This window comes from Kitasatospora sp. NPDC059827 (genome assembly GCF_042731675.1).
Lineage (GTDB): Bacteria > Actinomycetota > Actinomycetes > Streptomycetales > Streptomycetaceae > Kitasatospora.
Map to the genome: position 1 here is coordinate 78,483 of NZ_JBHWIV010000014.1, position 26,559 is coordinate 105,041.

The window sequence follows — 26,559 nt, forward strand, 5'->3', positions numbered from 1 at the left end:
CGCAGTACCCGGCGGCACGGGCCGAGCGCGTCGCGCCCGCCCGCGACGCCCGCGTCATCGAAGTCTCGTTCACGGCGGCCAGTCTCCCCTCCTCGGGCTCCCGACGCAGTGGAGCGTGCTACACCATCGGTCGACGCGCCTGCACGATCGTCCCGGTCCGCCCGCGGTTCGTAGCGTCACGGCCATGAAACGAACGAACACTTCGGACGGCTCGCGCTCCGAGCTGGTGCTGTTCCTGACGATCAGTTTCGTCGGCGCCTGGATCACCATGGTCCCGCTCTGGCTGGACGGACTCCGCCGGACGAGCGCCGCACAGGGGACGCCACGGCTGGCGGCGGTCTGCATGGTCCTGATGATGCTGGTGCCGGCCCTGACCGCCTTCGGCCTCACCGTGCGGGGCCGGGGCCCGCGCCAGGCGCTGCGGCTGCTCGGGCTCGCCCGGTCCACTCCCTGGCGGAACGAACTCCGCTCCGTGGCCGTCGCGTTGACGATTCCGCTCGGTCTCACCGCGGCCGGTCTGACCGTCGCCACGCTCACCGGCTGGTACACCCCCGCGCACCTGCCCGGGCCCGGCACGGTCGTGCCGCTGGTGCTGAGCGCGCTGGTGTCCGTACCGCTGTACTTCGGCGAGGAACTCGGCTGGCAGGGTTACCTGTTGCCCCGACTGCTGCGCTACGGCCGGACCCGCGGCCTGCTGATCGGCGGCGCGATCTGGGGGGCCTGGCACGTCCCGATGACGGCGCTCGGTGGGAGCTACCCCGGCCATTCGGTGCTGCTGGGCATACCCGTCGCCGTGGTGACGGCCATGCTGCTGGGGACGGTCATCGCCGCCGTCCGCTTGTCCACCGGGTCGGTGTGGGCGGCCGTCGCGGCGCACCTGTCGCTCAACGAGTTCACGCTGCCGCTGACCCGCGAGGTCTCGGACCGGATCGTCGACCCGCTGCTCGCCGGCCCGTTGAGCATCTCGACCTGGCCGGTGACCGCCCTCGTGGTGCTGGTCGGCTGGCTGGCCCACCGGCGGAGTGCCGGCCGGGGCCCGGCGCTGCGGAACGGGCAACTCCGTTGAGCGGGGCCGGGCGTTGCGCCATGATCGGGGTCCGCCCGATTCCCTGGAGGTACGACGACGTGGCACGGACCGATGAGGCAGGGACCGGTGCGCTACGGCCCGACGTGGCGCAGCCCGAGGCGGTACGGCCCGACGTGGGATGGTCCGAGCGGCTGGTGGAGCGTGACGGTGTTCGGCTCGTCTGCCGGGACCGGGGCGGGCCGGGCCGGCCCGTCGTGCTGCTGCACGGGCTGGCCGGGCACGCGGGTGAATGGGACGCGCTGGCCGCGGAGTTGAGCATCAGCCACCGGGTCGTCGCGGTCGACCAGCGCGGACACGGCGCGAGCGAGCGCCGCCCGCCGGAGGTCTCGCGTGCCGCCTACGTCGCCGATGTGGTGGCCGTCGTCGAGCAGTTGGGGCTGCGACGGCCGGTCCTGGCCGGGCAGTCGCTCGGCGGGCACACGGCCATGCTGACCGCCGCCGCGCACCCCGCACTCGTCGGCGGGCTGGTGCTCGTCGAGGCCGGCCCGGGCGGGCCGAACCCGGACGTGGCCGGGGAGGTCGGCGACTGGCTCGACTCCTGGCCGACGCCGTTCCCCGCCCGCGAGGCGGCCGTCGAGTTCCTCGGCGGCGGGCCGGTGGGCGCGGGCTGGGCGGCCGGGCTGGAGGAACGCGACGGCGGCTGGTGGCCGCGCTTCGACCGGGACGTGATGGTGGACTCGCTGACGGAGCTCACCCAGCGGTCCTTCCTGGCGGAGTGGGCGCGGATCGCCTGCCCCACCCTGGTCGTCCTGGGCCAGTCCGGGTTCGTCCCGGCGGCGGAGGCCGATGAGATGCTCCGCCGGGGCCCCGCCACCATGGCCGTCAGCATCCCCGGCACCGGGCACGACCTGCACCTGGAGCGGCCGGAGGCGCTGCACGCCGTACTCGCGGCCTTCCTCGCCGGGATCACCGGCTGAGCGGGTCGCTGCCCGCTGGCCCGGTGCCCGCTGGCCCGGTGCCCGCCGTCCCGGGGGGTGGCGTCCCGGGGGGTGGCGTCCAGGCCGGAGCGGTCTCCGTCCGCGGGGACGCCTCCGGCCCGAACCGGTGCCGGTAGGCCGACGGCGAGATGCCCGTCTCCCGGCGTACCAGCACCCGCAGGTTGGCGGCCGTGCCCAGCCCGCTGCGGCGCGCGACCACCTCCATCCGGGACTCGCCCCGCTCGATCAGCCGGCAGGCCAGGCCCACCCGTTCCCCGGTGAGCCAGGCCAGCGGTGTGGTGCCCAACTGGGCGCGGAACCGGCGGTGCAGCGTGGCCGGGCTGACCGCCGCGCGCGCCGCCAGGTCGGCGACGGTGAGCGGTGCGTCCAGCCGTTCCTGCGCCCAGGCCAGCAGCGGCGCCAGCGACTCGTCCGTCCGCTCGGGCACCGGCCGCTCCACGAACTGCCGCTGCCCGCCGTCCCGGTGGGCCGCGAAGACCAGCCGACGGCTCACCGCGTTGGCGATCTCGGCACCGTGGTCGCGGCGCACCACGTGCAGGCCCAGGTCGAGCGCGGCCGCGCTGCCCGCGGCCGTCAGGATGTCGCCGTCGTCCACGAACAGCACGTCCGGTTCGAGGTGGACGGACGGGAAGCGGGCCCGGAAGTCGTCCGCCCACTGCCAGTGCGCGGTGGCCCGCCGCCCGTCCAGGACCCCGGCCTCGGCCATCGTGAAGGCGCCGCTGCAGAACCCGACCAGCCGCGCGCCCCGCGCGTGCGCCCGCCGGACGGCCTCCAGTACGGCGGGGCGGCGCGGCACCTCGACGTCGGGCCGGTTCGGGACGATCAGGGTGTCCGCCGTGTCGGCCGCCTCCAGGCCGGCGACCCCGGTGAGGGTGAAGAACCCGTCCCGCATCAGGGTGCTGGGCTCGGGGGAGCAGAGCCGGAAGTCGTACAGCTCACGGCCGACCTCCGGCCTGCGCAGGCCGAACACCTCGGTGGCGCAGCCGAGTTCGAAGGGGTTCGAGTTGGCGTCGACGATCACGACCACCCGGTGCGGGCCGGTCGTCGGGGGGTGCGGCGGCGGTTGCGGCTGTGGCTGTGGCGGCGAGTGCGGCTGCGGCTGCGAGGATCCTTGCGACATGTGCCATTTCTAGCACTCACGCCGGGCGGCCGGGGCGGCCCAGGATGGGCGCATGAGCAACCGACCCATCGCCCTCGGCCAGGCCCTGGCCTCCTTCGACGCCCTGTGGAGCCCCCGCATCGTCACCCGCGTCAACGACTACGACGTCCGGATCGCCAAGGTCCACGGCGAACACGTCTGGCACGCCCACGACGACACCGACGAGTTCTTCCTCGTCCTCGACGGCGAACTCCGCATCTCCCTGCGCGAACCCGCCGGCGAACGCACCGTGCTGCTCCCGAAGGGCTCCGTCTTCACCGTCCCGCGCGGCACCGAGCACAAGCCGCAGGCCCCGGACGGCGCCGCGATCCTGATGTTCGAACCCACCGGCACCCCCACGGTCGGCGACCGCCACGACCCCGTCCCGGCCCATGTCGACGCGACCACCGGTCACGCCCTGGACACCTGACGGCCGGATCCAGGCCGCCGGGAGGGCACCGGTAGCGTCGGGAGCATGACTGAACCCAGTGACTGGACCTACGTGGTGACGGACATCGAGGTGGACGGCCCGTGGGCCGGCGCCAACTCGATGCGGTCCTTCGCCTCCGTCGCCACGACGACGGACGGGCGGACGCTCGGCGAGTTCGAGGCCGTCCTCGAACCGCTCCCCGGCGCCGCGCCGAACCCGCGGACCAAGGAGTGGTTCGACTCCGAGCCGGGCACCTGGGAGGCCGCGACCGCGGACCCGCAGCCGGTCGCCCAGGTGATGGCCAGGTACGTGGAGTGGGTCCGGTCGCTGCCCGGGCCGCGGGCCTTCGCCGCCGCGCCGGTCTCCTTCGACGGGACGTGGATCGACTACTACCTGCGCCGGTTCACCCCGTACGGACTGCACCAGGGGCCGTACGAGGAGGACCGCCTCTTCCACGGGCCGGCGCTGTGCCTGCGCACCTACACGGCGGCCCTGACCGGCCGCCCGCCGGCGGACCTGGCCTCGCCGAAGCTGCCGCCGCACTGGCTGGGCGACGTCCCGCACACCCACAAGGCCATCGACGACGCCCGCGGCTTCGCCCACCTGCTGCACTTCCTCACCCGCACCACGGGCACTCCGGCGCTGCGCCTGGAGGCGTGAGCCGCACCCGCCGGTGGGTGGCCGAAATGATTGGCGTGAACCTGACATAGGAGTTCGGGTGATCTTCACTCCTCGCGCACCGACGGCTGGTTGTGTGGTGCCCACAGCCTGCCCGGGCACGGATGGCCCGGGCAGCACGAAGGAAAGGCACTGCTCATGCGACGCATCGCAACGGTGGTCACCGGCCTGCTCGCGGCCGGCGCGGCCACGGTGATCCTCACCACCGGCACCGCCCAGGCCCTCACCACGGACGCGACGCAGCTCGGCTCGGTCCACCTGACCAGGACCGACGCCGCCGGCAACACCACCTCGGCGGACCTGTCCTGTACCGCCGTCCAGTCCGGCGCCGGCTTAACCGTCACCGGCACCGGCACGGTCGCCGACCCGACCGCCGCCTGCAACGAACTGGCCGGCGTCAACGGCGACTTCGCCAAGCTGCTGGTCCACCCGACCTGGCTGCCCACGGCCCAGCAGGCCCCGGTCACCGCCACCGCCCAGGGCAACTGGGGCGCCACTGCCGTCACCTGGTCGCACACCTACGCCAACGGCAGCACGCTGACCAAGTACACCGGGGACGTCTTCGGCTTCTGAGCCCGGATGTGACACCTGCCCACGGCATGGCAGCGCCCCTCCCCCTGGACTTCGTCGTTCCGGGGGGAGGGGCGCTTCCACGTCAGCCGGGGAGGCGGTCGTGGAGGAGGAAGGTCGTGAGCGGGTCGCGGACGAGGGGGTCGGTGAAGTCGATGCCGTGGCCGGTCGCGTCGACCGTCACCATGGCGGCGCGGTGGCCGAAGGCCGCGTGGGTCCGGCGGGCTCCGGAGTACGGGGTGGAGGGGTCGTAGCGGTTCTGGAGCATCAGGATGTCGCGCGGCCCGTCGGCGTTCGGGCGGACCTGCGGCTCCTCGGGGCGGTAGTGCCAGAAGGCGCACGGCCAGACGTTGCCGGACATGCCGGCGGTCAGGGGGTAGCGCCGCCGGTCGGCGGCGGTGCGCGCGGCGTAGCCGGCGGGGTCGCGCGGCCACGCGGAGTCGCCGCAGATCACCGCGTCCTGAGCGGCGACGAAGTTGTCCGGGATGACGGTGGGGAGCGGGTTGGTGCCGGAGCCGCCGTCCGACACCGAGGTCGACCGGGTGGCGGCCCGCTCCAGGACGGCGGCGGCCAGCGGGTAGTAGCGCGGGTTGTTCAGCGAGGAGTAGGTGACGGCCCGCAGCTTGACGCCGTCCAGCACCCGGCCGTCCGACAGGACGAGGGGGTCGCGGTCGAGTTCGGCGGCGAGCCGCAGGTAGCTCGCCCGGACGGCGCCGGGGGTGGCGCCCAGGTGGAGGGCCGCGTCGCGGTCGGCGAGGTAGCGGGCCAGGGCCGGGAAGGCGTCCTCGGTGCCCTCGCTGAACAGGCCGATCGCCTGCTGCTCGCCGCCGGGGGCCACGGTGCTGTCCAGGACCACGTGGTCGGCGCCGGCGGGGAAGAGACTGGCGTAGACCTGGCCCAGGTAGGTGGCGTAGGAGGTGCCCAGGTAGGAGATCCGGCGCTGCCCGAGCGCGGCCCGGATCCGGTCCAGGTCGCGGGCCGAGTTGGTGGTGGTGATGTCGGCGAGGTACGGGCCGGCGGTGGCCGCGCAGGTGTCGGCGATCCGGCGGGCGTAGGCCAGGTTGGCGGTGATCGAGCCGTCGGGCGCCGGGAAGGGGTAGTTGAGCTGGGCGGCGCGGTCGGCGGCCGGCAGGTCGCAGTGCACCGGCGTGCTGTTGCCGACGCCCCGCTCGTCGAAGCCGATCAGGTCGTAGGAGCGCAGGACCTCGGGCGGAAGGAAGCCGACGGCCGCCCCGGGGTAGTCGAGGCCGGAGCCGCCCGGGCCGCCGGGGACCACGACGAGGTCGCCGCGCCGGTGGGCCGGGTCGGCGGTGCGGATCCGGGAGACGGTGAGCGTGATGCTGCCGGAGCCGGGGTGCCGGTAGTCGCGGGGGACGCGCAGCGTCGCGCACTGCTGGCGCGGGTCGCGCGGGAACGGCGTGCCGTTGGCGTTCGGGGTCGGCGCCGGGCAGGCGCCCCAGGAGAGGGCGGCGGGTGCGGCTTCGGCCGGCGAGGGCGCGACGGCGGTCGGCAGGAGGGCCAGGGAGAGCAACAGGCCGCCGGCGGCGGCCGTGCGGCGCGTGAACGCGGTCATGTCTTCGACGGTAGGCCGGTGGGCGGCGAGGGGCCTCGGACGTCGGGTGGAGGCGTCGGGTGGAGACGTTGAGTGGAGCCGGGTGGAGAGCCAACTGCTGCTCTCCACCCGGCGGTTGAGCGGGACCTACCGGCGGAAGGCGGCGGGGGTCGGGCCGTTCGGGCGGACGGTGATGCTGTAGGCCGCCCCGGTCGGGCGGGAGCGGAACTCCAGGGGGCCGAGGGGGAGCAGGAGGTCCAGCAGGGCGGTGGTCTCCCGGAGGGCGAACTGGGTGCCCAGGCAGGCGCGGGCGCCGAGGCCGAAGGGGAGGTAGGCGCCGAGCTGGGCGGGACGGGCGCCGTCGGGGGCGAAGCGGGCGGGGTCGAAGCGCTCCGGGTCCGGCCACAGCGCCGGGTCGCGGTGGGTGAGGTAGGGGCAGACCAGCACGTCCGTCCCGGCGGCGATGCGGTGGCCGGCGAGCACGTCGTCCTCGACGGCGTGCCGGGGGAGCAGCCAGGCGGAGGGGTAGAGCCGGAGGGTCTCGCTGACCAGGGCCTGGGGGTCGGCCTGCCGGGCCCCGGGGTTGTCGTCGAGCAGCAGGAACAGCCAGGTGAGCGTGGTGGCGGTGGTCTCGTGGCCCGCGACCAGCAGGGTGACCAGCTCGTCGCGGATCAACCGGTCCGTGTACTCGGGGTGTTGGTCGGCGGCGTCGAGCAGGACGCGCAGCACCCCCGGCTCCGGGAGGTCGGCGGCGCCGCGGGCCGCGTCGATCGCGGCCTGGGCGACGGCGTCGATCCGGGCGAGGTCCTCGGCGACGGTGTCCCGGGCGTCGGCGGCGTTGGTCGGCAGTGTCGGCATCGCGGCCACCACCCGTTCCACCGAGCGCAGTTCGGCGTCCGTGCGGTCGTCGAGCGGCAGCCCGGTGAGCGCCCGCCAGACGGTGTCCAGGGCGAAGCCGCGCATCTCCTCGGCCACGTCGAAGGTCTCCCCGCTGCGCCGGTACCCCTCCCAGCGCGCGGCGGTGCGGCGTGCGGCGGCGGCGATCCGCTGCTCGTAGCGGCGCATCCCGGTGCCCGTGAACTGCGACTGCAACAGCCGCCGTTGCCGCTTCCAGGCCTCCCCGGTGGCGGACAGCACGCCGTCGCCGACCAGCATCCGGGCCCGGTGCGACCGCTTCACGTACCGGTCGGGGTGGTGCCCCAGCACGTGCTGCACCGCGGCCGGATCGGTCACCAGCACGGTGGGCGTCGGCCCGAGCCGGAACGCGGCGATCCCGCCGACGCCGCGCTGCGCCCGCGCGAGCAACTCGACCAGTTCCGCCTCCTCCGCCCGCCACTCCTCGACGGCCTCGGGGGCCAGTTCCGGCACGGGCACGGTGTCCGTGGTCACCAGGGTTCTCCTCGACTCGGCCGACGAAGGGCAGGGCGGACCCGCCCCGGCGCCCGACTCTACGTCAGCCGCGTCGCCGCGCGGTGACACCCGGTCACTTCGCCGACCGGTCCACTCACTGGTCGGTCGGCTCCTTCCAGTAGTCCAGAGCGGGCAGGCGTATCCAGACGTCGGCGGGCCCGGTGACGGCTCGGGCGTCGGTGGGGTGCAGGCCGGCGAAGGCACAGGCGTAGGCGATCGCCTTGTAGTGGTAGAGGTACCCGGTGAGGACCTCCTCGGGGGTGTGACCGGGGAGGGGCCCGCCGCCGGGGTGGAGGTCCCAGTCTTCCGTGACGCCGTCGCGGTGGATGCCGCCCTGGTTCCCGCTCTTGGGATTGGCGTACATGCCGTAACCGAAGGTGCCGGCCGTCAGCCGGGCCATGACGCCCGGGGTGGACGGGGTGTAGCCCCAGGGCTGGGTGACGATGCAGCCGCCGGGCACGGTCGTGACGCCGACCAGGAGCAGGCTGTCGTCCTGGTCGTGGTCGTACGGGTCGTCGAGGAAGTCCGCCATGAACTCCTCGCCCACCGGCTCGCCGGAGAGCCGCCGGACCGCCTCGGCGGCGTCGATGCCGGCCACGCAGGCGAGGCCGGTGCCCTCGTAGTGGAAGTCGCCGAGGTTCGCGAGGAGTTGGCGGGCGTTCCGGGCGGTGGCCTGCTCGGCCGCCGTCAGCCCGGGCTCCCCGGCCGGGACGGGGAACAGGTCGGGGACCGGCCCGGCCAGCGCGAGCCGACCGGGCGACCAGCCGCCGAGCTGGGGGCGCCAGGGATCGGCCCCGGCGGCGGCCAGGGCGCGGGCGTTGTCCGGCCGGCCGGCGAGGACGGCCTCCCACAGCGCCGTGGTCCCGTCCTGCGGCGCATCCACGTCCGCCACCCGGGCGGCGAGTTCGGTGATCACCTCGGGGGACCCGTAGGACGCGGCCCGGTGCAGGGGCCGCTGGCCGAAGCCCCAGTCCTCCGGGTCGGCGCCCGCGGCGAGGCGCGCGCGGATCTCCTCGGCGTCCCGCCAGCTGTCCCAGGTCACACCCGCCCAGCCCGTCATCGTGCCTCCCGTGCCCTTTGTCCGTGCGTCTGGTTGTCGGCGGCCGCTCTGTCCGGTGGCTGCCGGCTGCTCCTCCGTACACGGAAGCACATGGGTCCGACAATGCAGCAGGCCGGGCCCCAACCCCCGGCCCGCCCGCGGGCCGCGGACGCGGCTGCGCCGCGGTCCGTCCCCCTCGACGGATCGCGGCGCAGCGGTTCTGGGGTGTCAGGCAGGGTGGCCCGGGTGGGTCACAGCTGCTGCCAGAGGGCGGGGACGATCGGCGGCTCCCAGCCGACCTGGGCGGTGTGGCCCTGGATGCAGCGGTAGCTGACGCCGTTGTAGGTGACGACGTCGCCGGCCTGGTAGGTGGTGCCGGGGGTCCAGGCGTTGCCGGGGTCGGGGGTTCCGCTGCCGACGACCAGGGTGAAGCTGGTGGTGTGGGTGGCGGAGCCGGTTCCGGTGACGGTGATGCTGTAGGTGCCGGCCGCGGTGCTGGTCGCGGTGGCGACGGTCATGGTGGCGGAGGCGCCGGACTGGACGGAGGAGGGGTTGAAGGAGACGGTGACGCCGGCCGGGGCGCCGGAGGCGGTCAGGTTGACCGTCTGGGCGGAGCCGGAGGTGGTGGCGGTGGCGACGGTGGCCGTGGCGGAGGCGCCGGGCTTGACGGTGGCGGTGGCCGGGTTCACCGAGACGGAGAAGTCGTTGGCCGGGGTGGTGCCGCCGACCGAGGTCTTCCAGATGGTGTAGGCCACGCCGTTGGCGTTGCGCTTGAGCACGGTGGCGTCGACGTTGGAGGTGGTGTCGCAGGACTGGTGGTAGCAGGAGTCGTAGGACTGCCCGGCCGAGCCGCCCCACTTGGCGGCCTGCGCGGAGGTCTTGACGGCGCTGGCGCCGGCCGCGTAGCCGGAGGTCGGGACGCCGGCCTGCTGGAAGGAGTAGTCGTCGGAGCGGCCCACGCCCTCGACGTTCTCCTCGGGCTGGAGGTTGAGCGAGTCCCAGTAGGCCTTCATCGGCGCGGAGGCCGCGGCGGTGAGGTTGTTGATGAAGTAGCCGGCGTTGGGCGAGCCGACCATGTCGAAGTTGTAGTAGGCCTTGATCGCGGAGCGCTGGGTGGAGCCCAGCTGGCCGACGTAGTACTGGGAGCCCTGGAGGCCCTGCTCCTCACCGGTCCACCAGGCGAAGCGGACGTGCCGGGTGAGGGTGGGGTTCTGCTGGGCGAGCGCGAGGGCGTTCTCCAGCAGGACGGCGGAGCCGGAGCCGTTGTCGTTGATGCCGGGGCCGGCCGAGACGCTGTCCAGGTGGGCGCCGAGCATGGTGACCTGGTCGGACGGGCCGCCGGGCCAGTCGGCGACCAGGTTGTTGGACTGGTAGGTGCAGGAGGTGCAGGTCTGCTCGCTGACCTGGAAGCCGGCCGCCTGGAGCTTGCCCTTGATGTACGCCAGGGACTGGCTGTGGCCGGCGCTGCCCGCCCGGCGGTTGCCGCCGTTCTGGTTGGCGATGGTGTTCAGCTGGGCCAGGTCGGCCTGGATCTTGGCCACGTCGATGTCCGGGGCCGGCCCGCCGGGCGTGCCGCCGCCGCCGACGGTCAGGGTGTACTGGGCGGTGTGGGTGGCCGCGCCGGCGGTGCCGGTCACGGTGATCACGTAGGTGCCGGCGGGGGCACCGGAGGAGGCGGCCAGGGTCAGCGTCGCGGACCCGCCGGTCTGCACGGAGGACGGGCTGACCGTCGCGGTGACCCCGGTCGGGGCGCCGGTGGCCGTCAGGTTGACGGTCTGCGCGGTGCCGGAGGTGACGGCGGTGGAGACCGTCGCGGTGGTCGACGAGCCGGGCTGGACGGAGCCGGCGGCCGGGCCGAGCGCGAGCGAGAAGTCGTTGTTGCCGGACGGCGTGCAGGTCGGGTCACCGCTCTGCGCGGGCACACTGACGGCGTCCCAGGCGGCCTTGGCGCGGTTGAAGAAGGTGCAGCTCGGGTCGAGGTTCTTGGCCGCGGTCAGGGTGGTGGTGCGGTACCGCTTGTAGGTCATGCCGCTGGTCTTGAGCAGCATGCCGCCGTACCAGACCTGGCCGGCCTGCTTGACGCCGATGCCGGTGACGCTGGAGTTGTTGCAGGTCGGGCTGGTGGGCTTGCCGCCGCCCGGGTTGGAGCCGTTGGACAGCAGGTAGAACCAGTGGTTCAGCGGTCCGGCGGCCGCGTGCACCTCGGTGCTCGGGATCGAGGAGGAGTAGCAGTTCGGGTCGTTGTTGACCAGCGAGGGCTGGTAGAGGTTGCGGATCGGGCCCTGGCCGACCAGGTTGATCACGCGGCCGACCTGGTAGTCGGGGTAGTCGTACGGCGCGGGCTCGTTGTTGTACTCCTTGGTGAGCGCGCCGAAGATGTCGCCGGTGCCCTCGCCGAGGCCGTTCTCGTTGTTGGCGCCGCCGGGGGTGTACTGGTCGATGCCGTGGCCGAACTCGTGGCCGACGACGTCCTGGGCGGCTATCCACTCGCCGGCCTGGTTGTGGCCGATCGAGACGGAGCTGCCGTCCCAGTAGGCGTTGACGTCGTTGAGGCCCATCTTGATCGGCCAGCTGCCGCCGTTGCCGTCGTGGCCGTTGCGGCCGAGCCAGTCGCGGAGCATGTCCCATTCCTTCTGGGCCGCCCACATGGCGTCGCCGCAGCCGGTCTCCCGGCTGGACGGGTTGCCGTTGCCCCAGGAGTCGGAGGACTTGGTGAACACCTGGCCGGTGTCGTTGTCGGAGCAGGACAGGCCGGGCCGGCTCGGGTCGCGCAGCGCGTACGAGCCGCCGGAGTTGGTGGTGCTGATGGTCAGCGGGCCGGGGCCGTTCCACTTGCTGTTGACGGTGCCGGCCTCGACGTCGTCGTAGCTGTCGACGACCTCGCCGGTGGCGGCGTCGACGAAGACGTGCAGGTGGCTGGGCGCGGTCTCGGTGCGGCCCTTGAGCACGGTCTCCCAGGCGAGCCGGCCGGCGCCGTCCTTGACCCGGACGACCAGGCGGCGGGACTCGACCTGGTCGACGACGGGCAGCTTGGTCCGCGCGGTCCTCTCCGCGTTCGCCGCGCTGATCTGCGGGGTGATCGAGCCGCCGACCGGCCCGGTGGCGGCCGACTGGAGGCCGCGCACGGTGCCCTTGCCGTCGGCGAGCACCACGGCGTCGCCGCCGACCACGGGCAGGCCGCGGTAACTGCGCTCGTACGAGACCGAGTAGAGGCCGTTCAGCCAGGGGGTGACGGCCTTGCGCTCGTAGGTCTCGCCCGGTCCCTTGGCCAGGGCGTCGGTGCCGGCCGCGGCGGCCGCGTCGGCGGCGTTCACGGCGGCGGCCAGGGCGCTGGGTGGTGCGGGGGAGGGGGTGGGCGCGGCGGTGGCCGCCCCGGCGGTGGCGCCGATCAGGCCGGCCAGTACGGTCAGGGTGGTCGCCGTGGTGAGCAACCTGCCTGGGGAAACTCTGCGTTGCATCGAGGCTCCTCGCGAGTGGGGGTCCTCGACCGCGGACGGGAAAGGCTGGTGGGCGCACCGCGGGCCGCTTCTGGGGGGACGGCCGTGCGGGCCGTCCGCGCTCGGGTGCCCGAACACTCACATGGCGTCATGCCCGGGTCAATGGCTGGTGCAGGCTCTGCATAGGGTTGGCAAATTCCGTCAAGGTGCGGGTGCCGTTTCGCGTCAAGCTGGGCTTTCCCCTCAGTGGTTGAGACCACCTCATGTACGGGAGGGGAGCCATCGAGTACCGTCCTCCTCGTCGGACTCGTCGGACTCGTCCCAGGGCCCCGCGTCGGGGGCGTACAGGGGGAGGACAGCCGTGCACCGGAACCGTTCGGCCCCGGCCTCGCCACCGGACGTCCAGCAGGCGGGCGCCTGGCGGGAGTTCGGCGCCCGGCTGCGGCACTGGCGGCGCCGGGCCGGACTCACCCAGGCGCAGCTCGGCGCGGGCATCGGCTACGACCACACCGCGGTCAGCAAGATCGAGCACGGCTCCCGTCGGGTCGCCCCCAGGATGGCCGAGCGGATCGACGAACTCCTCAATGCCGGAGGGGAGTTGGTGGCATCCTGTCTGCGCGCCGAGACCGCCGGACTACCGCTGCCGGCTCCCTTCGCCCCCGCCCTGCTCCGGCCGCCGCTGCCCGGCGGGGTGCCGGACGGGGTGCCGCTCGGGCCCGGGTCCGCCGCCGTGCCCACTCCCGTCGAACCGGTCCTGCTCGCCCCGGCCCGGCTGCCGGACTACGGACTGCTCTGCCCGCTGCACGACGCCGAGGGCTGCGCCGTCCCGCCGCCGGGGGAACTCGCGCTCCTGTGCGAGGAGTTCCGTGCCGCCGACCCGGCCACCGCGCCGCCGCTGGACGCCGCCACCGCGCACGCGCTGGCCGGGCTGCTCGCCGCCCAGCTGCGGGCCGGCGAGACCGGCGCCCTGGCCGGGCTGGTCGCCGCCGTCGAACGCACCCTGCACGTGGTGCTCGCCCGGCTGGCCGTCGCCCCCGCCGCCCAGCGCCGCCCGCTGGCCCGGCTGGCCGCCGAACACGCCCACGCCGCCGGGGCCCTGCGGATGCAGGGCGGCCGCAACGCCACCGCCATGGCTTGCTTCGACCGGGCGCTCACCTGGGCCGGGCTGGCCGGGGACCGGGCCACCCAGGTCGGCACGCTCAGCGACCTCAGCATCCTGGCCCGGCTGGACGGCGACCCGGTGGCCGCGCTCGGCTACGCCCGGGAGATCGACCGGGTCGCCCCCGGGCGGCCCTGGGCCGGGGCGATGGGCCGGATCAGCCGGGCCCGGGCCCGGGCCCTGACCGGGGACGTGCGCGGCACCGTCCGCGACATCGCACTGGCCCGGGCGCACCTGGAGCACATCGACGCCCGGGACGAGGCGGACGTGCCGTGGCTGTCCATCGCCTCGATGCGGCTGCGGGTGGAGTCCGCCGCGGCCGCCGCGCTGCGCGACCTCGCCGCCGCGGTGGACGATCCCCGGCTGGCCCGGCGGGCGCTGGCGGCCACCGAGACCGCGCTCGGCCTGCTCGGTCCGACCCAGCTGCCGTCCAGCCGGCTGCTGTTCACCGTCCGGGCGGCCGACTGCCACGCCTGCGCGCACGATCCGCGCACGGCCGTGGACCTGCTGGCGCCCGCCCTGGAGTCGGTGCCGGTGGCCGCGCTGCCCGCGCTGGTCGGGCACGAGCTGCGCGGCCTGCGCGAGCGCCTCGCGCGGTACGGGCCGCGGACCGCCGACCGGTTGGCGGAGCTGGCCGGCTCCTGAGCCCCCGCCGGCCCGCGACCGGCCACTCCCGCCGGCCCGCGATCGCCCACTCCCGCCGGCCCCGACCGGCCAGTCCCGACGGCGCGCGACCTCCGGCCCGTCGGCCCCCGACCTGCGGTGGGCGTCGGAGGGGGCGTGGGCGCCGGACCGTACGGGAATCGCGCGCGCCGCACTCCGGCTCGACCCGCCCTGCCCCCGAGTACGCCCCGTTCACGCCGCCGATTTGTCAACTTCGTGTGCAGATCTTCCTCCGATCGGGTTATTCATGGCGTTAACACGTCGAATGACTGACCCCGCCTGCGCCTCCCGCTAGAGTCTCTGACGTTTCCGTTCGTTAGTCCGCGAAGAACTAGGGGGAGCGTGCTGTCAGCCATCGCACGCCGGCTCGCCCATCCGCTGCTGCTCCTGGGGGTGCTGTGCACTGCCGTCGCGACACTGCGCTTCCACTGGGCGCCCGACCAGGTCTCCCCGCTCGTGCTGATCGCCGTCATCTGCTACCTGGCGGTGCTGGAGCGGGTGATCCCGTACCGGACCGACTGGCACCCGAGCGGGCGTGAACTGCGCTGGTACGGCGTGTACTTCGTGCTGAGCATGGTGGGCGGAGGGCTGGCCCAGGGGCTGGTGACCACCCTGGTGGTGGCGCTCGGTCCGGCCCGTCCGGCCCTGCCGTTCGCGCTGGAGATCCCGCTCGCCCTGCTGATCGGCTCGCTCGGGGACTACCTGGTGCACCGCTGGTCGCACCGCAACCGCTGGCTCTGGCGACTGCACGGCGTGCACCACGTGCCGGACAAGGTGAACGTCGCCAACAACGGCGTCAACCATTTCCTGGACGTGCTGTTCGCCCAGTCCGTGGTCCAACTCCTGCTGGCGATGATCGGATTCTCGGCGGATTCGGTGTTCGTGGTCGGAATATTCGTGATGGCACAGGGGTATTTCGTTCACGCCAACATCGACGTCCGGATCGGCTGGCTCGGCCACGTCCTGGCCGGCCCGGAACTCCACCGCCTGCACCACAGCACCGACCTCGCCGAAGCCGGCCACTACGCCTCCGACCTGTCGCTGTGGGACCACGTGTTCGGGAGCTTCACCTGGCGGCCCGGGCGGATCCCGGAAGCGGTCGGCCTCACCGACCCGGCCGCGTTCCCGACCACCGGAGAGCTCGGCGCCACCCTGCTGCACCCCTGGCGCCGGATGAAGACCACCGAGCAGTCCGTCTGACCCCACCGGCCCCCCGCATCCCCGCTCGTCGACCTCCCGCCCCGCTCCCACCCGCCCCCGCCTCCGTTCCCACCCGCCCCCGTCCCGACCGTCCCGACCGCCCCGCCCCGTTCCGACCGGTCCCCGGGCAGCCGCCCCGCCCGTGCCCCGTGCCGTCCCCGCCACCACCCTCGGATTGGACCATGACCACCTCGCCCTTCGCCGTGCCCTGCGAACGGATCGCGATCACCGGCATCGGCTGCCGCCTGCCGGGACACGCCAACGACCACCGGACCTACTGGCGCAACCTGATCGAGGGCCGGGACTGTCTCACCGACACCCCCGCCGACCGGTACGACACCGGCACCCTGGGCAGCCGGGACCGCGCCAAGCCGGGGCGGCTGATCGGCGGCCGGGGCGGCTACATCGACGGCTTCGACACCTTCGACCCGGCCTTCTTCGGGATCAGCCCCCGCGAGGCCGCCCACATGGACCCGCAGCAGCGCAAGCTCCTGGAGGTGAGCTGGGAGGCGCTGGAGGACGGCGGGCTGCGCCCCGGCGCGCTGGCCGGGCGGGACGTCGGCGTCTACATGGGCGCCTTCACGCTGGACTGGAAGATCCTCCAGTTCGCCGACCTGGACTTCACCACCATCGCCGCGCACACCGCCACCGGCACCATGATGACGATGGTGTCCAACCGGATCTCGCACTGCTTCGACTTCCGCGGCCCCAGCGTCTCGATCGACACCGCGTGCAGCTCCTCCCTGGTCGCGGTCCACCTGGCCTGCCAGAGCCTGCTCCGCGGCGAGACCGAACTCGCCCTGGCCGGCGGCGCCCTGCTGCACATGGCGCCGCAGTACACGATCGCCGAGACCAAGGGCGGCTTCCTCTCCGCCGACGGCCGCTCGCGCGCCTTCGACGCCGCCGCCGACGGCTACGTGCGGGCCGAGGGGGTCGGTGTGGTGGTGCTCAAGCGGCTCTCCGACGCGCTGCGCGACGGCGACCCGGTGCACGCCGTGATCCTCGGCAGCGGCGTCAACCAGGACGGCCGCACCAACGGCATCACCGTCCCCAGTGCGGACGCCCAGGCCGCCCTGATCGAACGGGTCTGCGCCGGCGCCGGGGTGCTGCCCGGCAGCCTCCAGTACGTCGAGGCGCACGGCACCTCCACCCCGGTCGGCGACCCGATCGAGGCGGCCGCGCTCGGCCGGGTGCTCGGCATCGGGCGCCGCGAGGGGGAGCGCTGCTACGTCGGCTCGGTGAAGACCAACATCGGGCACACCGAGGCCGCCGCCGGGGTCGCCGGACTGATCAAGACCGCGCTCGCCCTGCGGCACCGCAGGATCCCGCCGCACCTCAACCTGGAGCGGCCCAACCCGGCCATCGACCTGGCCGCGCTGCCCTTCGACATCCCGACCGCCCCGGTCGACTGGCCCGAGCACCAGGGGCCGGCCCGGGCCGGCGTCAACTCCTTCGGCTTCGGCGGCACCAACGCCCACGTCCTGCTGGAGGAACCGCCGCCGCCCGCCCCCGTCGCCCCCGCCCGGCGACCGGCCGTCACGGTGCTGCCGCTGAGCACCCGGGACGCCGCCGGGCTGCCCGAACTCGCCGCCGCCGTACGGCAGGAGCTCGCCGCCGGGGCCTGCCCGGCGGACCTCGGCCACACCCTGGCGCACCGCCGCGAGCACCTGCCCGAGCGGCTCGCCGTGGTGCACACCGGGCCCGCCGACCTGGCCGAGGCGCTGGCCGCCCACGAACGCGGCGAGGACCACCCCCGGGTCGTCCGGGGCCTGGCCCGGGAGCGTCAACAGCGCCGACTGGCCTGGGTGTTCACCGGCATGGGCCCGCAGTGGTGGGGCATGGGCCGGGGCCTGTACGAGAGCGAGCCGGTCTACCGGGAGGCCGTCCGGGCGGTGGACGCCGAGATCCGCGCCCAGGCCGGCTGGTCCCTGCTGGACGAACTCGGCCGGGACGAGGCCGACTCCCGGATGGCCGCGACCTGGCTCGCCCAGCCCGCCAACTTCGCCGTCCAGCTGGGGCTCTCGGCGCTCTGGCACAGCCACGGCGTGCACCCCGACGCGGTGGTGGGCCACAGCACCGGGGAGGTCGCCGCCTTCCACGAGGCCGGGGTCTACGACCTGGCCGACGCCGTCCGGGTGGTGCTCGCCCGCAGCTCGCTCCAGCAGCGGCTGGCCGGGACGGGCTCGATGCTCGCCGTCGGCCTGCCGGAGGCCGAGGCGGAGCGCCGGATCCGCCCGTACCGCGACCAGGTCTCGCTCGGCGCCGTCAACAGCCCCTCCGCGGTGACCCTCGCCGGGGACACCGAGGCGCTGCGCGAACTCGCCGCCGAGCTCGAAGGGCAGGGCGTCTTCGCCCGCCTCCTGGACGTCGAAGTGCCCTACCACAGCGTGCGGATGGACCCGATCCGGGCCGAACTGACCGCCGCCCTGGCCGGGATCGAGCCCCAGCGGGCCCGGTTGCCGCTCCACCTCACCGCCCGCGAGGGGCTCGCCCTCGGGCCCGAGCTGGACGCCGGGTACTGGTGGCACAACGTCCGCCACCCGGTGCGCTTCCGGGCCGCCGTGGAGCGGATGGCCGAGGACGGGCACCGGCTGTTCCTGGAGATCGGCCCGCACCCCGTCCTCGGCCACGCGATCCGCGAGTGCGCCGAGCAGGCGCACACCCTGCCGTCGATCCGCCGGCAGCAGGACGAACCCGAGCGCGTCGCCCAGACCCTGGCCGAACTCCACACCCTCGGCGTCGAGTTGGACTGGCACGCGCTGCACCCGGCCGGGTGCCCGGTGCCGCTGCCCGGCTACCCGTGGCGGCGCGAGCGCCACTGGACCGAGCCGAAGCCGGTCGAACAGGTCCGGCTCGGGCAGCTCGACCACCCGCTGCTCGGCCGCCGCACCGCCGCCGCCCAGCCCACCTGGACCACCGCGCTCGACCCCGAGCGGCTGCCCTACCTGGACGACCACCGGATCGAGGGCCGGGCGGTCTTCCCCGCCGCCGGGTACCTGGAGATGGCCGCCCAGGCCGTCCGCGCGCTGACCGGCGGCAGCCAGGTCGTGCTGGCCGAGGTCGAACTGCACCGGGCGCTGTTCCTCTCCGACACCGAACCCGTGCACGTCCAGCTCGGCTACGCCCCCGAGGACGCCCGCTTCACCATCGCGGCCACCCCGGCCGGCGGCGAACCCACCGTGCACGCCGGCGGCCGGGTCCGCACCGGCCAGCGCCGCTCCTACGGCCCCGCCGCCGACCTCGACGCGCTGCGCGAACGCGGGCGGCACCTCGACGGCCCGGACTGCTACCGGCGGCTGGCCGAGCGCGGCTACGACTACGGGCCGGCCTTCCGCGCCGTCGCCGAGGTCTGGGCCGGGCCCGGCGAGGCGCTCGCCCGGATCCGCCCCACCGAGCGGCTCGGTCCCGGCGCCGCCGACCACCACCTCCACCCGGTGCTGCTCGACGCCTGCTTCCAGACCCTGCTCACCACCCGGCTGCACGCCCCCGAGGACGGCAGCGTCCGGCTGCCCGTCTCGATCGAGGAGGTCCGGCTCGACGCCATCGGCGACCGCCCGATCTGGGCGCACGCCACCGTCACCCGGGAGAGCGCCGAGGAACTCGTCGGCGACCTCGCCCTGTACGCCGAGGACGGCACCCCGCTCGGGCGGATCACCGGCTTCAAGGTCGCCGACGTCGCCCGGGCGGCCGCCTCGGTCGGCCTGGCCACCATCGACGGCTGGCTCACCGAACTCGCCTGGCAGGACGCCCCGGCCGCGCCGCACGACGCCCCCACCGGCGACCTGCTGCTGTTCGCCGACGCCGGCGGCCTCGCCGAACGGCTGGCCGCCCTGGCCGCCGGGCACGGCGCCCGCTGCCACCTCGTCCGGCCCGGCCCCTCGTACGCCACCGGGGACGGCGGAACGACCGTACGGCCCGACTCCGCCGAGGACCTCCAGCGGCTGTTCGCCGAGCTGGACCCGGCCCACCGGACCGTCGTCCACCTGTGGAACCTCGACCTGCCCGCCCTCGACGCCCTCGACCCCGGCGATCCCGGGCAGCTCGACCGGCTCGCCACCCACGGCGCCTACTCGCTGATCACCCTCGCCCGGGCGCTGGCCGCCGCCCGCCCCGACGGCCGGCTGCACATCGTCACCCGCGGCACCCAGGCCACCGGCCCGCAGGACCGGGTCGAACCGCTCGGCGCCCCCGCCTGGGGCATCGGCCGGGTGCTCTGGCAACAGGAACTCGTCGCCCAGCGCGGCAGCCTGATCGACCTGGACCCGGCCCGGCCGGCCGCCGACCAGGCCGCGGACCTGCTCGCCGAACTCGCCGACCCGGCCGCCGCCCGCCCGGGCGACCACTCGGGCGACCACTCGGGCGACCGCCCGGCCGAGGCCGAACAGGAACTCGCCCTGCGGGCCGGCCGCCGGCTCACCAGCCGGCTGCGCCCCGCCGAGGGCCTCACCCGGCCACTGCCGCCGGTGCTGCGCCCGGACGGCTGCTACCTGGTCACCGGCGGGCTCGGCGCGCTCGGCCGGCTGCTCTGCCGCACCCTGGTGCGGCGCGGCGCCCGGCGGCTGGTCCTGGTCGGCCGCACCGCCCTGCCGCCGCGCGCCGACTGGCACGCCGTCGACCCCGCGACACCCGCCGGGGAGCGGATCGCCTTCCTGCGCGAACTGGAGGCGCTCGGCGCCGAACCGCTGCTCGCCACCGTGGACGTCACCGACGGACCGGCCCTCGCGGCCTGGCTCGCCGACCACCGCCGCCGCCAACTCCCGCCCATCCGCGGGGTGTTCCACCTCGCCGGACAGGTCAGGGACACCCTGCTGGCGCAGATGGACCGGCCCGCCTTCGACGCCGGGTACGCCCCCAAGGTGGCCGGCGCCCACCTGCTGCACCGGCTGCTCGCCGACGAACCGCTCGACCACTTCGTGCTGTTCGCCTCCGTCGCCTCGCTGCTCACCACCGCCGGACAGACCAACTACGCGGCCGGCAACGCCTTCCTGGACGCCCTCGCCCACCACCGCCGGGCCCAGGGCCGGCCCGCGCTCAGCCTGGACTGGGGGCCCTGGGCCACCGGCATGATCGAGGAACTCGGCCTGGTCGCCCACTACCGCGACGCCCGCGGCATGAGCTCGCTGCCCCCCGAGGCCGGCACCGCCGTCCTGGAACGCGTCCTCGGGCAGGACCGCGCCCAGCTGCTGGTCGCCACCGTCGTCGACTGGCCCACCTTCCTCGCCTGGTACCCGGCCCCGCCGCCGCTGGTCGCCGAGCTCGCGGCCGGCGCCGCCGCACAGGCCCCGGCCGAGACCGGCGGCTTCCTGGACGGCTACCGCGCCGCCGACCCGCAGGCCCGCCGGCAGCTGGTCGCCGAACGGTTCGGCGCGGCCGCCGCCGCCGTGCTGCGCACCGCCGTCGAGCGGATCACCCCCGACACCCGACTCGGCGCCCACGGCCTGGACTCGCTGCTCGCCATGGAGCTGCGCGCCCGGGTGCACGGCGAACTCGGCGTCGCCCTCCCGGTGGTGGCGCTGCTCAGCAACGGCAGCGTGGCCGACCTGGTCGAGCTGCTCACCGCCGGCCTGGCCGAACAGCTCGCCACCGAGGGCGGCCCGCAGCAGGCCGAGGTCGAACTCCACACCGACGAGGCCCGCTACCCGCTCACCCACAACCAGCAGGCCCTGTGGTTCCTGCGCCAGCTCCACCCGGACGGCTTCGCGTACAACATCGGCGGCGCGGTCGAGGTGTGCGCCGAACTCGACCCGGAGCTGATGTTCACCGCCTTCGCCTTCCTGGTCGCCCGGCACCCCGGACTGCGCGCGGCCTTCACCGCCGAGGAGGGCCGTCCCGTCCAGCGGATCCGCGCCGAAGCCGTCGCCGACACCGCGCTGTTCGACGTCGAGGGCCGCCCCTGGGAGGAGATCCACGCGCTGATCGTCCGCGAGTACCGCCGGCCGTACGACCTGGCCGAGGACCCGCTGGTGCGGCTGCGGCTGTTCCGGCGCGGCCCGGACCGCTGGGTGCTGATGAAGGCCGTGCACCACATCGTCTCGGACGCGATCTCCACCTTCACCTTCATCGAGGAGCTGTTCGAGGTCTACCAGGCGCTGCGCCGCGGCCGCACCCCCGAACTGCCCCCGCTGGCCGCCCGCTACCTGGACTTCCTGAACCACCAGAACCGCTTCCTGGCCGGGCCGCAGGCGCAGCGGATGCTCGACTACTGGCGCGGCCACCTGCCCGCCGGGATGCCGGTGCTGGCCCTGCCCACCGACAAGCCCCGCCCGGCCGTGCAGACCCACAACGGGGCCTCCGAGTTCTTCCGGATCGACGAGGAACTGACCGCCCGGGTGCACGAGTTGGCCCGGGCGAACGGCGCCACCCCGTTCATGGTGCTGCTCGGCGCCTACTACCTGCTGCTGCACCGGTGGTCCGGCCAGCCGGACATCGTGGTCGGCAGCCCCGTCACCGGCCGTACCCAGGAGGAGTTCGCCTCCGTCTACGGCTACTTCGTCAACCCGCTGCCGCTGCACGTGAGCCTGGCCGGGGAACCGACCGTCACCGAACTGCTGGCCCGGGTGCGGGAGAGCGTCCTCGGCGGGCTGGACAACCAGGAGTACCCCTTCCCGCTGCTGGTCGAGCAGCTCGGCCTCCAGCACGACCCGAGCCGCTCCGCGGTGTTCCAGGCGATGTTCATCCTGCTCACCCACAAGGTCGCCGTGGAGCGCTTCGGCTACCGCCTGGAGTACATCGAACTGCCCGAGGAGGAAGGGCAGTTCGACCTCACCCTGTCCGCCTACGAGGACCGCGCGGACAACTGCTTCCACTGCGTGTTCAAGTACAACTCCGACCTCTTCGAGCCCGGCACCGTCCAGCGCCTCGCCGCCCACTACCGCACCCTGCTGGACGCCATGACCCGGGCCCCGGAGGGCGAGCCGGTCGGCCGGCTGCGGATCCTGGACGAGGCCGAACGGCGGCTCGTGCTGGAGCAGTTCAGCGGCGCCGGACGGCGGATCGACCACGACGTGCCGCTGCCCGAGCTGATCGCCAAGGCCGCCGCCGAGCACCCGGAGGCCGTCGCGGTGGTCGCCCCCGGCCGGGACGGCGTCCGGCGGCTGAGCTACGGCGAACTGGACCGGCGCTCCCAGCGCGCCGCCGCCCGGCTGCGCGAACTCGGCGCCGGTGAGGGCTCGGTGGTCGCGGTCTGCCTGGACAAGTCGCCCGAGCTGGTCACCACCCTGCTGGCGGTCTGGCGGGCCGGCGCCGCCTACCTGCCGCTCGACCCCGGGCACCCGGCCGACCGGCTGGCGCACCAGCTGGCCGACGCCGGCGCGACCCTGGTGGTGGTCGACGAACGGCACCGGGACGCGGCCGACCTGCCCGCCCGGCCGGTCACCCCGGCCGACCTGGACCGGCCCGCAGCCGCCGCCGGGCCGCTGCCCGCCGCCGACCCGGACCGGCCCGCGTACCTGATCCACACCTCCGGCTCCACCGGGCGGCCCAAGGGCGTCCTGGTCCAGCACCGCCAGCTGGCCGCCGCCACGGCGGGCTGGCGGGCCGAGTACCGCCTGGACACCGAGGCCCGGGTGCACCTCCAGATGGCCGGCACCGCCTTCGACGTGTTCACCGGCGACCTCGCCCGGGCCCTCGGCACCGGCGGCACGCTCGTCCTGGTCGACCGCGAACTGCTCTTCGACACCGCCCGGCTGTACCGGGTGATGCGCGAAGAGGCCGTGGACTGCGGCGAGTTCGTGCCCGCCGTGGCCCGCGCCCTGCTGGCGCACTGCGAACGCGACGGCCTGCGGCTGGACTTCCTGCGGCTGCTGGTGGTCGGCTCCGACTCCTGGAAGGCCGCCGAACACCACCGGCTGCGCGCCCTGTGCGGCCCGGCCACCCGGCTGGTCAACTCCTACGGCCTGACCGAGGCCACCGTGGACAGCAGCTACTACGAGGGCGACGCCGAGGAACTGGAACCCGGCCGGATGGTCCCGATCGGGCGGCCCTTCCCGAACAGCGCGCTGTACGTCCTGGACCGCTACGGCGAGCCCGTCCCCGCCGGGGTGCCCGGCGAACTGTGGATCGGCGGCGCGGGCGTCGCGGCCGGCTACCCGAACGACCCGGTCCAGACCGAGCAGCGGTTCCGGGTCATGGACCTGGACGGCACGCCCCGGCGGCTCTACCGCACCGGCGACCTCGGCCGCTGGGACACGGCCGGCACCGCCCACCTGCTCGGCCGGATCGACAACCAGGTCAAGGTGCGCGGCCACCGGATCGAGCCGGGCGAGATCGAGGCCCACCTCACCGCCCGGCCCGAGGTCGCCGAGGCCTGCGTGACGGTCCGCCGGGACGGCGCGGGCGAACCCGCCCTGGCCGCCTACCTGGTGCCCGCCGAGGGCGTCACGCTGGACCGCCGCGAACTGCGCCGCCACCTCGCCGAACACCTGCCCACCGTGATGATCCCCTCCTACCTCACCGCCCTGCCCGCCCTGCCGCTCACCCCGAACGGCAAGGTCGACCTCGCCGCCCTGCCCGAGCCCGCCGCCGACACCGGCGGCGCGCGCCACGAACCGCCCGTCACCCTCTACGAGCAGCGGGTCGCCGCACACTGGCAGCAGCTGCTCGGGGTGCCCGAAGTCGGCCTCCAGCACGACTTCTTCGAGCTCGGCGGCAGCTCCATCCGACTGATCGAGCTGATCCACCACCTCCAGACCGAGTTCAACATCAGCATCCCGGTCGGCCTGCTGTTCAAGGTCACCACCCTGCACGGCATGGCCCGCACCGTCGAGCAGATCATCACCGGCGAGGTGGCCGGCGGCCAGCCCCACCTGTGGTTCAACACCGAAGTGCCCGACGGCCGTACGGTCTTCTGCTTCCCGCCCGCGGGCGGCCACGGACTGGTCTACCGGCAGCTCGCCGCCGCCCTGCCCGGCCACCGGATCGCCGCCTTCAACTACCTGACCGGCGACGACAAGACCGGGCGCTACGCCGACCTCGTCGAGGAACTGCACCCGGCCGGGCCGTACCGGCTGCTCGGCTACTCGCTCGGCGGCAACCTCGCCTTCGAGGTGGCCAAGGAGCTGGAGCGGCGCGGGCGCGCGGTCGAATCGGTGCTGCTGGTGGACGCCTACCGGGTCCTGGACGCCTTCGACCTGGGGGAGGAGCACGTGGCCGTCTTCGAGCGGGAGCTCCAGGACCACCTGCACCGCCACACCGGCTCCCGGATCGTCGCCCAGGAGACCCTGCACCAGGCCAGGGACTACCTGGAGTTCTGCAGCAGGACCCCCAACACCGGCAGCGTCCGGGCCCGGCTGGACGTGCTCTGCGAGCGCGACCGGCTCGCCGTCCACACCGGCGGCGAACCCGGCTCCTGGCACGGCGCCTCCACCACCGGAACCGCCGTGCACGCCGGCCACGGCAGCCACGCCGAGATGCTGGACGGCGAGTTCGCCGCCCGCAACGCCGAACTGGCCGCCGCCGTCCTGGCCGGGGGAACCACCTCCGCCCCGACCGGAGGAGCCACCGGGGTCCCGGCCGAAGGAAGCGCCTCCGTACTGGCGGGAGGCACCGCCGATGGCCGCCGCTGACCGCGGGCCGCACTGGCCCCGCCGGGAGCGGACCGCCGCCGGCCCGCCCCGGGTGATCGTGATCGGGGCCGGCCTGGCCGGCCTCGCCACCGGCTGCTACGCGCAGATGAGCGGGCTGGAGACCCGGATCCTGGAGAAGCACGTCCTGCCCGGCGGCTGCTGCACCGCGTGGTCCCGGCAGGGCTACCTCTTCGACTACTGCATCGACTGGCTGATCGGCACCGCCGAGGGCACCGGCGCCCACCAGGTCTGGAGCGAACTCGGCGCCCTGGACGGCAAGTCGGTGACCCACTTCGACACCTTCAACCGGGTCGTCGACGAACACGGCCGGGCCGTCACCTTCCACACCGACCCGGACCGGCTGGAGGCCCACCTGCTGGCCCTCGCCCCCGGCGACGCCGCGCCGATCCGCGCCTTCTGCCGCGACCTGCGCCGCTTCGTCGCCCTCGACCTGCCCTGGGACCTCACCCCGCCGCCGCTGCGCAGCACCGCCGAACGGCTGCGCACCCTGCGCACCGTGCTGCCCGCCTTCCGGCTGTTCTGGCGCACCGCAGCCACCCCGATGAGCCGGTTCGCCGAGCGCTTCCAGGACCCCTTGCTGCGCCGGGCCTTCCCCACCATGTTCCTCCAGGAGCCGGCGGGCTTCCCGATGCTGCCCTACCTCTACACCCTGGCGGCCGCCCACACCGGCAACGCGGGCTTCCCGCAGGGAGGTTCGCTCGGGCTGGCCCGCTCGGTGGAGCAGCGGTACACCCGGCTCGGCGGGGTGATCGACTACCGCTGCCGGGTGGACCGGATCCTGATCGAGGACGACCGCGCCGTCGGCGTCGAACTGCGCGACGGCACCCGGTACTTCGCCGACCACGTGGTGGCCGCCTGCGACGGACCGACGGTGCTCGACCGGCTGCTGCGCGGCCGCTACTCCAGCCCCGTCACCGACCGGCTCTACGGCGAGCTGCTGGAGAAGCCCGGCAACCTCTACCCGGCGGTGGTCTCCGCCTTCGTCGGGCTGGACGGGCCGCTGCCGGCGGGCGAACCGCACTGCACCACCTACCTGTTGAGCCCGGCCGACGCGGCCCGGCTGCCCGGCTCGCTCCAGCAGAGCCTGGTGGTGCAGCTGCGCTCGAACTACGCGGAGGGCTTCGCCCCGCCCGGCAAGTCCGTACTGCACTGCACCTACTTCAGCGACTACCGGTCCTGGAAGGAGCTGCGGATCCGCGACCGCCGCGCCTACCGGGCGCGCAAGCAGGAAGTCGCCGCGTTCGTGCGGGAGTTCCTGGACCGCGTCCACCCCGGGATCGGCGCCCGGATCGAACTGGTCGACGTAGCCTCGCCGGTGACCACCGAGCGGTTCACCGGCAACACCCGCGGCAGCATCCTCGCCTGGCAGGCCTTCTCCGAGGCCGAGGACACCGCCAACCGCCTGGTCAACCGGGACCGGATGCGACTGCCCGGCCTCGCCGGCTTCTCGATGGCCGGCCAGTGGGCCTCGCTGGGCGGCCTGATCCGGGCCGCCACCAGCGGCCGCTACGCCGCCCAGTACCTCTGCCAGGAACTCGGCCGACCGTTCCGGGCCTGGCCCAGCGAGGACCGCGAACCCTGGCACCCGGGCAAGTGGGGCCGACTGCCGCAACTCGACCGGGCCACCGTCGGAGCACCGGACCGGGGAGCGGCCGAATGAGCGGCAGGCAGAGC

14 protein-coding genes are annotated in these 26,559 nt (G+C 74.6%); 9 read left to right on the top strand and 5 right to left on the bottom strand.

The window, feature by feature from the left end; genetic code table 11:
* Positions 1-184 precede the first annotated feature (184 nt).
* Complete coding sequence (locus ACFV8H_RS12040) at positions 185-1,066, top strand: CPBP family intramembrane glutamic endopeptidase (protein WP_380398811.1); 882 nt, start codon at positions 185-187, stop codon at positions 1,064-1,066.
* Between the two features lie 134 nt (positions 1,067-1,200).
* The gene (locus tag ACFV8H_RS12045) at positions 1,201-2,004 is read left to right on the top strand and encodes an alpha/beta fold hydrolase (protein ID WP_380398885.1); all 804 of its coding nucleotides are present in this window, start codon (positions 1,201-1,203) and stop codon (positions 2,002-2,004) included.
* On the opposite strand, the gene ACFV8H_RS12050 is transcribed toward ACFV8H_RS12045, so the two are convergent.
* Positions 1,994-3,145, bottom strand: a complete 1,152-nt coding sequence (locus ACFV8H_RS12050) for a GlxA family transcriptional regulator (RefSeq protein ID WP_380398813.1) — start codon at positions 3,143-3,145, stop codon at positions 1,994-1,996. The genes ACFV8H_RS12045 and ACFV8H_RS12050 overlap by 11 nt on opposite strands.
* Positions 3,146-3,197: 52 nt before the next feature.
* Between ACFV8H_RS12050 and ACFV8H_RS12055 the strand changes: the two genes are divergently transcribed.
* The 3 genes from ACFV8H_RS12055 to ACFV8H_RS12065 all read left to right on the top strand — a co-directional run bounded on the left by ACFV8H_RS12055 (position 3,198) and on the right by ACFV8H_RS12065 (position 4,844).
* Positions 3,198-3,593 (top strand): cupin domain-containing protein, encoded by a 396-nt coding sequence (locus ACFV8H_RS12055; protein WP_380398815.1) that lies wholly within the window; start codon positions 3,198-3,200, stop codon positions 3,591-3,593.
* 45 nt (positions 3,594-3,638) lie between these two features.
* Positions 3,639-4,253, top strand: coding sequence for a hypothetical protein (locus ACFV8H_RS12060; RefSeq protein ID WP_380398816.1), 615 nt, complete (start codon positions 3,639-3,641; stop codon positions 4,251-4,253).
* Positions 4,254-4,409: 156 nt separating this feature from the next.
* Positions 4,410-4,844, top strand: a complete 435-nt coding sequence (locus tag ACFV8H_RS12065; protein ID WP_380398818.1) for an SSI family serine proteinase inhibitor — start codon at positions 4,410-4,412, stop codon at positions 4,842-4,844.
* 82 nt (positions 4,845-4,926) lie between these two features.
* On the opposite strand, the gene ACFV8H_RS12070 is transcribed toward ACFV8H_RS12065, so the two are convergent.
* From ACFV8H_RS12070 to ACFV8H_RS12085, 4 genes are all read right to left on the bottom strand, one after another.
* On the bottom strand, positions 4,927-6,414 hold the full coding sequence (locus ACFV8H_RS12070; RefSeq protein WP_380398820.1) for an alpha/beta hydrolase: 1,488 nt from the start codon (positions 6,412-6,414) through the stop codon (positions 4,927-4,929).
* A 126-nt stretch (positions 6,415-6,540) separates the two neighbouring features.
* A complete protein-coding gene (locus ACFV8H_RS12075; RefSeq protein WP_380398887.1) occupies positions 6,541-7,785 on the bottom strand; it encodes a cytochrome P450 in 1,245 nt (414 codons plus the stop codon).
* Between the two features lie 112 nt (positions 7,786-7,897).
* A complete protein-coding gene (locus ACFV8H_RS12080) occupies positions 7,898-8,863 on the bottom strand; it encodes an ankyrin repeat domain-containing protein (protein WP_380398822.1) in 966 nt (321 codons plus the stop codon).
* A gap of 230 nt (positions 8,864-9,093) precedes the next feature.
* A complete protein-coding gene (locus ACFV8H_RS12085; RefSeq protein ID WP_380398824.1) occupies positions 9,094-12,300 on the bottom strand; it encodes a M28 family peptidase in 3,207 nt (1,068 codons plus the stop codon).
* Between the two features lie 340 nt (positions 12,301-12,640).
* Between ACFV8H_RS12085 and ACFV8H_RS12090 the strand changes: the two genes are divergently transcribed.
* The 4 genes from ACFV8H_RS12090 to ACFV8H_RS12105 all read left to right on the top strand — a co-directional run bounded on the left by ACFV8H_RS12090 (position 12,641) and on the right by ACFV8H_RS12105 (position 26,545).
* A complete protein-coding gene (locus ACFV8H_RS12090) occupies positions 12,641-14,083 on the top strand; it encodes a helix-turn-helix domain-containing protein (RefSeq protein ID WP_380398826.1) in 1,443 nt (480 codons plus the stop codon).
* Positions 14,084-14,443: 360 nt separating this feature from the next.
* Positions 14,444-15,301, top strand: coding sequence for a sterol desaturase family protein (locus ACFV8H_RS12095; protein WP_380398828.1), 858 nt, complete (start codon positions 14,444-14,446; stop codon positions 15,299-15,301).
* 182 nt (positions 15,302-15,483) lie between these two features.
* Positions 15,484-24,864 (top strand): amino acid adenylation domain-containing protein, encoded by a 9,381-nt coding sequence (locus ACFV8H_RS12100; protein WP_380398830.1) that lies wholly within the window; start codon positions 15,484-15,486, stop codon positions 24,862-24,864.
* Positions 24,851-26,545 carry a phytoene desaturase family protein gene (locus ACFV8H_RS12105; protein WP_380398832.1) on the top strand — a complete coding sequence of 565 codons (1,695 nt, stop codon included), beginning with the start codon at positions 24,851-24,853 and terminating at the stop codon, positions 26,543-26,545. Before ACFV8H_RS12100 ends, ACFV8H_RS12105 begins: the two co-directional genes overlap by 14 nt.
* The last annotated feature ends 14 nt before the right edge of the window (positions 26,546-26,559 follow it).

Coding starts and splice junctions, on each gene's coding strand:
- ACFV8H_RS12065 (WP_380398818.1), top strand. CDS start 4,410: ATGCGACGCATCGCAACGGTGGTCACCGGCCTGCTCGCGGCCGGCGCG.
- ACFV8H_RS12105 (WP_380398832.1), top strand. CDS start 24,851: ATGGCCGCCGCTGACCGCGGGCCGCACTGGCCCCGCCGGGAGCGGACC.
- ACFV8H_RS12080 (WP_380398822.1), bottom strand. CDS start 8,863: ATGACGGGCTGGGCGGGTGTGACCTGGGACAGCTGGCGGGACGCCGAG.
- ACFV8H_RS12100 (WP_380398830.1), top strand. CDS start 15,484: ATGACCACCTCGCCCTTCGCCGTGCCCTGCGAACGGATCGCGATCACC.
- ACFV8H_RS12050 (WP_380398813.1), bottom strand. CDS start 3,145: ATGTCGCAAGGATCCTCGCAGCCGCAGCCGCACTCGCCGCCACAGCCA.
- ACFV8H_RS12060 (WP_380398816.1), top strand. CDS start 3,639: ATGACTGAACCCAGTGACTGGACCTACGTGGTGACGGACATCGAGGTG.
- ACFV8H_RS12085 (WP_380398824.1), bottom strand. CDS start 12,300: ATGCAACGCAGAGTTTCCCCAGGCAGGTTGCTCACCACGGCGACCACC.
- ACFV8H_RS12070 (WP_380398820.1), bottom strand. CDS start 6,414: ATGACCGCGTTCACGCGCCGCACGGCCGCCGCCGGCGGCCTGTTGCTC.
- ACFV8H_RS12040 (WP_380398811.1), top strand. CDS start 185: ATGAAACGAACGAACACTTCGGACGGCTCGCGCTCCGAGCTGGTGCTG.
- ACFV8H_RS12055 (WP_380398815.1), top strand. CDS start 3,198: ATGAGCAACCGACCCATCGCCCTCGGCCAGGCCCTGGCCTCCTTCGAC.